The sequence below is a fragment of the Clostridium sulfidigenes genome, from assembly GCF_052067195.1.
Lineage (GTDB): Bacteria > Bacillota > Clostridia > Clostridiales > Clostridiaceae > Clostridium_J > Clostridium_J sulfidigenes.
Window position 1 is genome coordinate 123586 of the sequence record NZ_JBQHQR010000006.1, and the last position, 12952, is coordinate 136537.

12 protein-coding genes are annotated in these 12952 nt (G+C 27.5%); all 12 read left to right on the forward strand.

Features of this window, described 5'->3' with window-relative positions:
* Positions 1–17: 17 nt before the first annotated feature.
* The 12 genes from ACTNBA_RS08980 (at position 18) to ACTNBA_RS09035 (ending at position 12919) form a co-directional block, all read left to right on the forward strand.
* Positions 18–1178, forward strand: coding sequence for a glycosyltransferase family 1 protein (locus ACTNBA_RS08980; RefSeq protein ID WP_441073505.1), 1161 nt, complete (start codon positions 18–20; stop codon positions 1176–1178).
* Positions 1150–2367: a glycosyltransferase gene (locus ACTNBA_RS08985; RefSeq protein ID WP_441073507.1), complete on the forward strand. Its 1218-nt coding sequence runs from the start codon at positions 1150–1152 to the stop codon at positions 2365–2367. The genes ACTNBA_RS08980 and ACTNBA_RS08985 overlap by 29 nt, the downstream gene beginning before the upstream one ends.
* Positions 2355–3380 (forward strand): glycosyltransferase family 2 protein, encoded by a 1026-nt coding sequence (locus ACTNBA_RS08990; RefSeq protein WP_441073510.1) that lies wholly within the window; start codon positions 2355–2357, stop codon positions 3378–3380. Before ACTNBA_RS08985 ends, ACTNBA_RS08990 begins: the two co-directional genes overlap by 13 nt.
* Before the next feature lie 14 nt (positions 3381–3394).
* The gene (locus ACTNBA_RS08995) at positions 3395–4555 is read left to right on the forward strand and encodes a CDP-glycerol glycerophosphotransferase family protein (RefSeq protein ID WP_441073511.1); all 1161 of its coding nucleotides are present in this window, start codon (positions 3395–3397) and stop codon (positions 4553–4555) included.
* 11 nt (positions 4556–4566) lie between these two features.
* Entirely contained in the window at positions 4567–4986 is a 420-nt protein-coding gene (locus tag ACTNBA_RS09000; protein WP_441073513.1) for an FAD synthase family protein, read from the forward strand.
* A 39-nt stretch (positions 4987–5025) separates the two neighbouring features.
* Positions 5026–6225: a glycosyltransferase gene (locus ACTNBA_RS09005; protein WP_441073514.1), complete on the forward strand. Its 1200-nt coding sequence runs from the start codon at positions 5026–5028 to the stop codon at positions 6223–6225.
* A gap of 14 nt (positions 6226–6239) precedes the next feature.
* A complete protein-coding gene (locus tag ACTNBA_RS09010) occupies positions 6240–7430 on the forward strand; it encodes a glycosyltransferase (RefSeq protein WP_441073515.1) in 1191 nt (396 codons plus the stop codon).
* Positions 7431–7459: 29 nt separating this feature from the next.
* The gene (locus ACTNBA_RS09015; protein ID WP_441073517.1) at positions 7460–8647 is read left to right on the forward strand and encodes a glycosyltransferase; all 1188 of its coding nucleotides are present in this window, start codon (positions 7460–7462) and stop codon (positions 8645–8647) included.
* Positions 8613–9716, forward strand: a complete 1104-nt coding sequence (locus tag ACTNBA_RS09020; protein ID WP_441073518.1) for a glycosyltransferase family 2 protein — start codon at positions 8613–8615, stop codon at positions 9714–9716. Before ACTNBA_RS09015 ends, ACTNBA_RS09020 begins: the two co-directional genes overlap by 35 nt.
* A 119-nt stretch (positions 9717–9835) precedes the next feature.
* Positions 9836–10810: a glycosyltransferase family 2 protein gene (locus ACTNBA_RS09025; protein ID WP_441073520.1), complete on the forward strand. Its 975-nt coding sequence runs from the start codon at positions 9836–9838 to the stop codon at positions 10808–10810.
* On the forward strand, positions 10807–11628 hold the full coding sequence (locus tag ACTNBA_RS09030) for an ABC transporter permease (protein ID WP_441073522.1): 822 nt from the start codon (positions 10807–10809) through the stop codon (positions 11626–11628). Before ACTNBA_RS09025 ends, ACTNBA_RS09030 begins: the two co-directional genes overlap by 4 nt.
* Positions 11629–11638: 10 nt before the next feature.
* Positions 11639–12919, forward strand: coding sequence for an ABC transporter ATP-binding protein (locus ACTNBA_RS09035; RefSeq protein WP_441073524.1), 1281 nt, complete (start codon positions 11639–11641; stop codon positions 12917–12919).
* Positions 12920–12952: the final 33 nt, after the last annotated feature.

Here is a 12952-nt window from a genome sequence, read left to right on the forward strand (position 1 = left end):
GTAAGGAGAGATGAGAAATGAAAAGAAATAAGGTGCTTCATATTGTAGGTGGAATGGACGTGGGTGGTACCGAAACTATGCTTATGAATTTATATAGAAAGGTTTATAAGGAGATTCAATTTGACTTTGTTTCTTATTACCATAAGGAAGGCTATTATGATGAAGAAATTAGAAAATTAGGTGGAAGAATAATAAAGTTAGATCCTCCAAGTGAAGTAGGTGTGATAAAATCCGTAATAAATTTAATGAAGATTATAAAGAATGATAATGAGTATAGTGCTGTTCATGCTCATACTTTATTTAATTGTGGAGTGGGAGTATTGGCTGCAAAACTAGTTGGAGTAAAGGTAAGGATATCTCATGCCCATACTACTAAGGATTGTAGTAAAAGTCTAATAAAAAGATTATACATATCCATAATGAAGGGATTAATAAAGGGATTTTCCACAAACTTTTTGTCATGTAGCGATGCAGCAGGTGAGTATTTATTTGGATATAGTACACTTAAAGATGATAGATACTGTAAATTACCTAATTATATTGATTATGAAAGATTTATTAATAATGAAGGTAGTAGTTATATAAGAAAAAAATTAGGAATAAACAATGATGATATTTTAATTGGTAATGTGGGAAGATTTATTCATGCAAAAAATCATAATTTTCTAATTAATTTAATGTCAAACTTAGTGAGATTAAATCCTAAATTTAAATGCATTTTAATTGGTGACGGAGACTTAAGAGGTCTTATAGAAGAAAAAATTAAAAAATTAAACTTAGAGAATAACATACATCTGTTAGGTATTAGAGATGATGTGAATAACATACTTAGGGAAATAGATTTATTTATATTACCATCCACCTATGAGGGATTAGGTCTTGTACTTTTAGAGGCACAAGCTTCAGGAGTACCATGTTTAACATCTACGGCTATTCAGCCGGAAGCAGATTTACATCTAGGTCTACTTAGAAGATTAAATCTTGAAGCAGGTATAGAAATTTGGAGTAATACAGTAATGAAAATGTTAGAACAATCCAAGGTTGATAAAATGTTAATAAAAAGAACATTTGAGTTTCAAGGATATAGAATTGAGGATATTAAAGGTAAGCTATATAAATTATATGGAATAGAATTAGAAGGGAATAAATATGAAGAATGTGCTAATAGCATCCTTTGATATGGAAGTTGGGGGAGTAGAGAGAAGTCTTATAAATATGTTAGAAAGCTTTGATTATAACAATTATAATGTAGATTTGATGTTATATAGACATAAAGGAGATTTTATGAAGTTATTAAGGGGCAAATTTAACATTTTAGATGAGATAGAAGAATACACCACCTTTCGAAAATCTATATTAGAGATATTTAAGGATAAAAAAATTAGTTTAGGATTAGCACGTATTAAAGCTAGAATGGATGCTTCTAAATATGCTAAGAAAAATAGTTTAGAAGAATCTGGACATGTACAGATGCAGAGGATGTGGCAATTTTCATTGAAATATTTACCTTGTTTAAATAAAGAGTATGATGTAGCTATAAGCTACCTATGGCCACATTATTTTGTAGCTAATAAGGTAAAGGCTAAGAAAAAGATAGCCTGGATTCATACGGATTATTCCTGTATTGATACTGATGTTATAGAGGATATAGAGCTTTGGAATAAATTTGATTCTATAGTAGCTGTATCGGAAGAATGTAAAAACTCCTTTTTAAAGAAATATAACAAATTAAAAAATAAGGTGGTGGTAATGGAGAATATTGTATCTCCAGAGTTTATAAGATTCATGGCTGAAGAAGAAGTGGAGGATGATATAAGTAAAGGAAAAGGCTTTAAGCTTTTATCAGTAGCTAGATTGTCAATGGCAAAGGGAATAGATAATGGAGTTAGAGCTTTAAGAATATTGCATGATAAAGGGTTTACAGATATAAAGTGGTATGTAGTTGGGTATGGGGGAGATGAGGGGATGATAAGAAAGTTAATAAAAGAGAATCATCTTGAGAAAGATTTTATAATACTAGGAAAGAAAATCAATCCCTATCCCTATATGAAAGGTTGTGATTTATATGTACAGCCATCAAGGTATGAAGGACGAGCTGTAACTGTTACTGAGGCTCAAATACTAGGAAAGGCTGTAATCATTACTAACTATCCTACGGCTAAAAGTCAGTTAAGAGATGGAGTAGATGGATTAATATGTGATAAATCAGTAGAAGGAATAGCTGTTGGAATAGAAAATATTTACAATAACAGACATTTAAAAAAGGAAATAGAAGAGTGTTGTAGAAAGAGTAACTATGATAATATGGAAGAATTAGGAAATATATATAAGCTATTTTATGAAAGGGAGAAGATATGGAACCGCTAGTAAGTATAATAGTTCCTATTTACAAGGTTGAAAAATATATAAGAAGGTGTGTAGAAAGTATTTTAAATCAAAGTTATAAAAACATTGAGGTAATCCTTGTAGATGATGGTTCACCAGATAATTGTGGAAGGATTATAGATACATATGAGGATAATAGAATAATAGTTCTTCATAAGGATAATGGAGGTTTATCTGATGCAAGAAATTATGGAATGAAATATATTACCGGTGAATATATATTCTTTTTGGATAGTGATGACTGGATTGATGTTGATGCAATTAATTCTTTAGTCAATATTATAAAAAGATATAAAGCAGATGTTGTACAATGTGGATTTTACTATGTTTATGATGAGTATCTCCTTTATGATAATAGATATTATAATGAGGAAGATAACCTAGTTTTATTAGACAATGAATCATTAATGAGAGAGTTGATTATTAATGAAAAAGTGAAGAATTTTGCTTGGGGTAAGTTATATAAAGCAGATTTGGTAAAAGATCAATTCTTTAGAAAAGGTGTAATATTTGAAGATATATTTTGGACTCATTTAATAATGAGTAATGTAAGTAAATATGTTATATATCATAAAGCGCTTTACTACTATGTACAAAGGGAAGATAGCATTGTCTCAACATATAGCATAAGAAATTTAGATATGCTAAGAGGACTTAAGGAAAGACATAGTTATATACAAAACCATTATAGTAAATTTATAAAAGAATCGTATATAGCCATTTTAAAAGCTAGTATGATGCAATATGAGTTACTGAATAAAAATAAAATTAAGGATAAAGATTTTTTTTATCGAAAGGAAATAAAAGATTATATTTTAGATAATATCACAGAAATAAGAAATGCAGTAGAAGAAGATAAAGAATTAACTAGAAGATTAATTTTATTTAAGAATAATTATTATCTTTATAAAGGATATGTATTAACTAATAAAATTTTAAAAAGATTGAAACTAAAAGTAGCAGAACCAGCTTTAAAGCGTATTGACCTTAAATGAAAGGAGTTTACAAAATGAGGTGGACAGATATATATATAGATTTTAAAAAATATGTAGCACTATTAATTATAAGAATTTTTAATCATTTACCTATAAAGAAAAATAAAATATTTATATATAGTTATTATGGTAATCAATATGGGTGTAATCCTAAATATATTTCTGAATATCTTGTAGAAAATTATAGGGATAAATACGATATTGTTTGGGCTTTCAATAATATGGCATTAAGGGAATATATAAAAGGAGTAAGAGCAGTAAAAAATTTTTCCTTAAAATACTTTTATGAAATATGTACTGCTAAAGTAATAATTACAAATTTTCGAACCACAGAGTTATTTAAAAAAAGGAAAAACCAATACTATATACAAACATGGCATAGTTCCCTAAGACTAAAGAAGATTGAAGGAGACTCAGTAGGATCTTTGAAATCTAAATATATAGATATGGCTAAAGCTGATTCGAAAAAGATTGACTTACTATTATCAGGATGTAAATTTAGTACAGATATATTTAAAAGAGCTTTTTGGTATGATGGAGCAATATTAGAATACGGAACACCTAGAATTGATATATTAATTAACAAAAAATTGGGTGTAGAAAATAGAATTAAGGATAAATTTGGGATACCCATAGATACAAAAATTATCTTATATGCACCAACTTTTAGAAAAGATAATGAAATAGGGGTCTACAATTTAGATTATGAAAGAGTTATGGAAGAATTTCATGATGTTCTAGGAGGAAACTGGATATTTTTGGTTAGGTTGCATCCACATTTAGTAGATAAATCAAAATTAATTGTACATGGACATAGAGTGATAGATGTGACAAGCTACGATGATGTACAAGAGTTATTATCTGAAGCAGATGTATTAATATCTGATTACTCTTCATTAATATTTGACTTTGGATTAACTAATAAGCCGTGTTTTTTATTTGTTCCAGATGTTGAGATATACACAAAAAAAGATAGAGAACTATACTTTGATATATATAAATTACCATTTAGTATTGCACGTACTAACGACGAATTAATAGAAGTTATTAATTCTTTTAATAAAGAAAATTATCTGAATAAGTTAAGAGAATTCTATGAAGATGTTGGTAGCGTTGAAGATGGTGAGTGTTGCAGAAGATTGTGTGAATTAATATATAAAGTATGTTGGAGATAGGAGAGATTTATATGAAGAAGTATGAGATAGGATATACAACTGGAGTATTTGATATGTTGCATGTAGGGCATTTAAATATACTTAGAAGAGCGAAGGAACAATGTAACTTTTTGATAGTAGGAGTAAGTACCGATGAGTTAGTAAAAGAATATAAAGGGAAATCGCCTATAATACCATTTTCTGAAAGATTAGAAATGGTAGCAGCACTTCAGTGTGTAGATATGGTTGTGCCACAAAGAGATAGAGATAAGTTTGCTGCATGGGGAAATTATAAATTTGATGCAATGTTTGTAGGTGATGATTGGAAAGGAAATGAACTATTTATAGAGGTAGAAAAAAGACTTAATAAGGAAGGCGTTGAAGTAATTTACTTCCCATATACAAAAAATACATCATCAACAATACTTAGAGAAAAACTAAATGTTATTTAAATTTAATAGAAAAAAGTGTGTAAAAGCAGAGGATATAATATGGTAAAGAAAAATGTAATATTTGTTATAGATTCACTTAATTGTGCAGGAGCTGAAAAAAGTATTATCACTTTATTATCACTTTTAGATTATTCTAGATATGATGTAGATTTACAACTTTTTGGATATGGTGGAGAACTTGAAGAATTAATTCCTAGAGAGGTAAATTTATTAGAGCCACTAGAATATACCAAGTACTCTACTTTATCTGTAGGTAAAGCTTTATTGTATTCAATAGAGAAATATAAGTTTAACATGCTATATGGAAGGGTAAAGTATTCTCTACAAATACGTAAGGGACGATATAGTAATGCTCAAAAAGCTCGATTATTTTGGAATAATATTTCTCACTTAATTGAAAGCAGAGATAAAGAGTACGACTTAGCTATAAGTTATGCTCAAGGAATACCAACATTCTATGTAGCGGATAAAATTAAGGCTAAAAAAAAGTATGCTTGGGTAAATGTTAGCTATAAATTGATTGGGGTCGATAGAGAGTTCCAGAGAAAATATTATAATTGTTATAACCAGGTAGTAGCAGTTTCAGAATCTGCAAAAGATATTTTCTTAGAGAGTTATCCCGAGTATAAAAATAAAACAAGAGTAATATATGACATAAATGATTATAATTTTATAAAAAGAATGGCAGAGTATGGTGAAAGTTACGAGGATGATTTTCAAGGTATAAGAATATTAACTATAGGGAGATTAGCAAATCAAAAGGGATATGATATTGCAATAGAGGCTTGTAGGAAATTAAAGGTAGCTAATATTAATTTCAAATGGTATGTATTGGGAAAAGGGTCACAAAAGAAGGAAATAGAAGGGTGGATTAGGGATAATAATCTTGAAGAAAACTTTATATTACTAGGGGTAAAGTCAAATCCATATCCTTTTATTAGAGATTGTGATATATATGTTCAAACTTCAAAATTTGAGGGGTTTGGGTTAGCAATAGCCGAAGCTAGAATGCTTAATAAGCCAGTAGTAACGACTAGATTTGATGCTGTATACAACCAAATGGTTCATAGAAAAAATGGATTAGTTGTAGATATGAATTCACAAGGGATTTATGATGGGATTCTGCAAATAATTAATGATTATGAACTTATAAATAGTATTATTGATTATATTAAAGCTGAAAAAAAAGGTAATATAGAGGAATTAGATAAATTTTATAATTTGATAGAAGGTAAATAGATTAGAGGTTAAGTATGATACGAATAATATTTATGGTTATTAATATGAACATAGGTGGTACAGAAAAAGCTCTGCTATCAATGATAAGAGAAATGGATAGAACTAAATGGGATATTACTATTCTTATGTTAGAGGAATATGGCGGATTTTTAAATGAAATACCAGATTGGGTTAGTGTTAAGTATGTAGATGAATATAAGAGTTTAAAATCATATTTTAATGAGTCACCTTTATCTGTGTTAAAGAAAAATGTAACAGAACATAAATATTTAGAGAGTATCATTATTGCCATCTTATATTTCATCACTAAAATTACTGGGAATCTTAGCTACTATTATAAGTATATCTTTAAAAACATAAAAACTTTAGATAAAAACTATGATATTGCAGTAGCTTATGCAGGACCTATGGACTTTATAACATATTTTGTAGCAAATAAAATAAAGTCAGAAAAAAAAGTACAATGGATACACTTTGATATAGAAAAAATACATTTTAATAAAAGATTGGCATCTAAGCTATATAAAAGTTTTGATAAAATTTTTGTGGTATCCAAAGATGGGTTAGGTAAATTTATAAAGAGTTTTCCTAAGGTAATGGATAAGACCCAAGTATTTTATAATATTCTAGATCATGAGAAGATTAATAGGTTGGCTGATAATGGAGGTTCTTTTAAAGATGATTTTCACGGTATTAGGATTCTTACAGTAGGAAGATTAAGCAAAGAAAAAGGACAAGATTTAACTATACCTGTTTTAGCAAGATTAAAAAGTGAAGGATATAAAGTACGTTGGTATTGTGTTGGAGAAGGTGGAGCTAGAAGTGAGTATGAGACAATCATAAATAAATTTAAAACTGAAAAAGATTATGTACTATTAGGATCAAGATTAAATCCTTATCCATATATGAAAGATTGTGATATATATGTACAATCATCAAGACATGAAGGATACTGTATAACTTTAGCTGAAGCTAGGTGCTTTAATAATCCAATTATAACAACTAATTTTACTGGAGCCATTGAGCAAATAATTAATAAAGAAAATGGGATTATAGTTAGTGAAGATGCTGATTCCATATATTTAGGGATTAAAAAACTATTAGACAATAATGACTTATATGAGGCAATTAGAAACAACCTTAGTAGTAAAATTATAAATACAACAGCAGAAATTGAAAAAATTAGTAGAATAATTGTGAACTGAAAAATGATAGAAGGATGGGAGTAATGCCAATGAAAAAAGTTCTATTTATGTTAAGCAGTATGAATATTGGTGGAGTTGAAAAGTCATTACTTTCACTATTATCAGCTATACCAAAGGATAAATATAATATTACCATCTTACTCCTTGAGAAAAAAGGAGGTTTTCTAGAATATCTTCCACAGTGGGTAAAAGTCGAAGAAACTAATTGGTTTCAAGATATTAAACCAATTCTTATGGATTCACCTTATGAGACTATAAAAAGTTATATTAAGAAGAGAAGATATCATAAAATTCTTGGATTTTCTTATTCATATTTTAAGAGTAAAAAATCAAATGATAGATATATATATTATAAAAACATACTAAAGAGCATTCCAATGAATATGAAAGAATATGATGTAGCAATAGCCTATGCAGGTCCAACTGAGATAATAGATGCTTATATAACACATAAGGTTAAAGCAAAACTAAAAATCTCCTGGGTACATTTTGATATTTCACATCATGAGATAAATAAAAAATTATATACAAAGTTATATGAAAGATTTAATAAGATATTTGTAGTATCTAAGAATGCAGAGAGAATATTAAATAAGCAGTTTCCATTTACATCTACTAAATCACAGGTATTTAACAATTTAGTTTCACATGAATTAATTAAAGACATGGCTCAAGAAAAAATAGATTTTGACAATGATTTTAAGGGTATAAGAATTTTGACTGTAGGAAGATTATCTAAAGAAAAGGGGCAAGATTTAGCAATAAAAGTATTAGATAAATTGAAAAAACAAGGATATAAAGTTAAATGGTATTGCATTGGAGAAGGTAAGGATAGAGAAGCGTATGAGAAGCTTATAGAAAATCTAAATCTGAGAAATGATTTTATTTTATTAGGAGAAACTATAAATCCTTATCCCTACATAAAGGCTTCAGACATCTATGTTCAGCCTTCAAGGCATGAAGGCTACTGTATAACCATAGCGGAGGCGAAATGTTTAAACAAGCCTATAGTTACTGCAAATTTCATTGGCTCTAATGAACAGATTGAAGATGGACAGAATGGTTTAATTGCTGAGTGTAATGTAGATAAAATATGCGAAAAAATTAAATTTCTTATTGATAATCCAAAAGTTAGTGAGGATTTTTCAAAAGCTTTATCAAGGGAGAAGATAGATACAACATGTGAAGTTATTAAACTATGTAACTATATTGATTGAAAGATTGATTGAAAGGAAAAATGATATGAATCCTAAAATAAGTATAATAGTGCCTGTATATAATGTTGAAAAGTATATTCATAAATGTGTTGATTCCATATTAAATCAAACTTTTAAGGATTTTGAACTTATTCTTATAGATGATGGATCAACAGATAGCTCTGGTGAAATATGTGATGAATATGGTGAATTAGATGAAAGGGTTATAGTGATTCATAAAGAAAATGGAGGAGTATCTTCAGCTAGAAATTTAGGAATTAGATTAGCTAAAGGTGAATATATAGGATTCATCGACTCTGATGATGATATAGAAATTAATATGCATAATGAATTTATATTAAAATGTGAAAATTTTAAATATGACCTTGTAGTATGCTCTTTTAAAATAATTAACACAATAAGTAAAATAATAAAAAATGCAGAAATGTTAAATATTCATGTTGATTATATTAAAAAAAAAGATATAGAAAAAAATATTTTACCTAAATTATTAAGTCAAGAATCATGTTATGGATATGGAATGTATTCTGTATGTAATAAAATATATAAAAGGGAATTTATAGTAAGTAACAGACTTATTTTTGATGAAGTGAGAAATCATGGTGAAGATTTAATATTTAATATTAATGTTATAACTAAAGTTGAGAGTATGGTTCTAATAAATAAACAATTATACAATTATTATATAAGAAATAGATATTCACTGTCTAGGAAATATGATAAATCTCACTACAAATATATAACTAGCAATCATGATTTTTTTATACAACTATGTGATAAATATAATTTTAAGGATATTATAGAAAAAATAGATTTAGCTTACATAAGTAATACTGTAAGTTATATGTGTAATATATTAAAACAAGGCTATTCATATAAAAGTTCCATTATAAAAAATATTATAGGTGATAAAAAATTTATAAATTTGATAGACAAGTATAGTAACCATAGTAAAATTTATAAGTTAATTAACGTGTGTATTCATATGAAATTTGGAGAGGGATATACAATTGTTTTACTAGAAATTTTTAATTTAAGGAATGCAATATACAGAAGAATTTCAAACTAATTTTAGTAGTGGATATATAAAAAGTCTAAGAAAACTAACTGTTTTTGATTATAAAGATATATTTAAATTTATAATAAATTATATTAGGTTTAAATTTAATAGTTTATAGGTGGGTGTGTATGTGTAAAATAAGTATCATAGTACCAGTATACAAAGTAGAAAAATATATTAATAGATGTATTAATTCAATTCTTAATCAAAAATTTAAAGATTTTGAACTGATACTTGTAGATGATGGTTCACCAGATAATTGTGGTAAAATATGCGATGATTATGCTACAAAGGATAAAAGAATAAGAGTTATACACAAAAATAATGAAGGAGTTTCTTCAGCAAGAAATTTAGGGTTAGATATAGCAAAGGGTGAATACATAGGATTTGTAGATAGTGATGATTACATACATCCAAATATGTATGATATATTATATAATACTATAATTGATTATCAGGCTGATATTGCATTTTGTGACTATGATATGGTGAATAATAAGAGCATAGAAAAATATGAAATTCCTAAAAATTTAAATATAAATAAATTTAATAATGTTGAAGCATTAAATGAGATGCATAAGGAGAATGGAGTTAAGTTTGTTACAGCTTGGAATAAGTTATATCATAAAAACATATTTGAAAATATAAGATATCCTTATGGTAAAATACATGAAGATGAATTTGTAATTCATAAAGTACTATTTAATAGTAAAAATACTGTATATATTAACTATCCCTTGTATTATTATTATCAAAATGAAGAAGGAATTACAAAGGGTAAATTTACATTAAAAAATTTTGATGCAGCATATGCGTATAAAGATAGAATAAAATTCTTTAAAGAAATAAGAAATATTAACTTATATAATAAAGCTCAGTATACATTTGTTTTAAATTTTTTTAATTGCTATAAAAAAGCGTTTAATCTACTGAATATGGATAATACACATATAAAAATATATAAAAAATTGTTTGCGTCAGAATTATTATATTTGTTAAAATGTCCTTTATTTAACTTTAAAGAAAAATGTATGTGGGTACTATTTTGTATAAATTCAAATTTGTATAATAAGTACTTACAATTAAAGGGGGAAATACTATGAATGAGGTAATTTTAATAACAGGTAAACAATCTCATAAAAAGAGATTGAAAGAACTGTGGAAATATAGAGAAGTTATAACATTTTTATCATGGAAGGATATTATAGTTAGATATAAACAAACTGCACTAGGGGTACTTTGGGCTATTTTTCAGCCAATATTTTCAATGATAATCATGACCTTTGTATTTGGAGGATTAGCAAATATGCCCTCAGAGAATGGGGTTCCTTACGCAATTATGGTGTATTCAGCGCTTTTACCATGGAATTTTTTTTCTGCAGCATTTAATGGTGTATCTAATAGTCTAGTTAATAATGGTCATATGATTAAAAAAATATACTTTCCAAGGCTTACATTACCTATATCTTCTGTGGTTACAGCTTTTATAGATTTTGTTATTTCATTACTAGTTTTATTAATTATAATGGTTTTCACTGGATACTTACCTCCAATAAAAATATTATTATTTCCATGTTTTATTTTTTTAGCTTTCATAATAGCCTTAGGATTTGGCTTATTTTTTTCTGCACTTAATGTAAAATATAGGGATATAAGATATATAGTACCGGTAATATTGCAATTTGGTATGTATTTATCTCCAGTTGCATATACAAGTTCAGTGATACCAACTAATTTAAGATTAGTATATTCCATTAATCCATTAGTTGGTGTAATTGAAGGATTTAGATGGTGCATTATACCATCAGTAAAGATATATGTTCCAGCATTAATTTTTTCAATTGTTATTGCATTAATTGGATTAACATTAGGAGTAAAATTTTTTATAAAGTTTGAAGACACATTTGCAGATGTAATATAGGAGGATTTATATGGGTCAGGAAGTTTTAAGGGTTGAAGGGATTGGCAAAAAATATAGGTTGTTATCTAATCAAGATAAAAGTGATACTTTTATAGCTGTTCTTTTAAACTCTATTAAAGGAGCATTTAGTAAGAAGAATAAAATGTCATCTGGTAATGAATTTTGGGCATTGAAAGATATTAATTTTACCGTTAATAGAGGTGAAAGAATTGGAATAATTGGGCATAATGGAGCTGGAAAATCTACCATTTTAAAAATTTTTTCTAGAATTACACTTCCAACGGAGGGAGAAATTAAAATAAAGGGTAGGATTTCTTCTCTCTTAGAAATTGGAACAGGATTCAATCAAGAATTAACAGGAAGAGAAAATATTTATTTAAATGGGTCTATCTTAGGTATGAAAAAAAAAGAGATAGAGGCTAAGTTTAAGGATATAGTAGAATTTTCAGAAATAGGTGAATTTCTTGATACACCAGTAAAAAGATATTCAAGTGGAATGCATGTAAAGCTTGCATTTGCAGTAGCAGCTCACCTTGATCCAGATATTCTCATAGTTGATGAAGTATTAGCGGTAGGGGACATGAGATTTCAAGAAAAATGTCTTGGAAAGATGGAGGATATAGCAGATGGGGGAAGAACAATACTTTATGTAAGTCATAGTATGAGGACAATAGAACAGCTTTGTAGTAGGGTAATAGTTTTAGACCATGGAAAAATTATCTTTGATGGTGATGTAGATGATGGAATAAAAGTTTATATGAATAATAATTTTAATACTACCCCATTAATGAATCTTGAAAACCAAAAAAGGCAATCACATATTATGCAAAGTGCCACTATTATAAGTACGCAAATACTAAATAATAAAGATTGTATATTTACTTCTAAAGAACCTATTACCTTTAAAATGAAATGGAAAGCTGGTAAAGATTTGTTTAATTTAAGACTGAGAGTTGAAGTCTTATTTTCAGATAATACACCAGTTGGTGTAAGCTATTCCAAGCCCTTTGTAAATGCAAAATCAGGCATCATGTATGATGATATATTTAATTTGGATATAAGTACACTAGCTCCAGGAAAATATAGTGCTATATTACTATTAACACAAATGAATGAATATGGTTCATATACCGACGTTGATAGAGTAGAAAGAGCATTGAATTTTGAAATTATACCTGAAGAAAGTGAAATAGAGAAAATAGCATGGACTCATCGTTGGTGGGGGCATATATCATTACCTGAGGTTAAGAAAGTTAGTAATATAAATGAAAAAATAACTAAAATAATATAAATAAAAGGACTAATTAGTTTTAAATTAATTGGT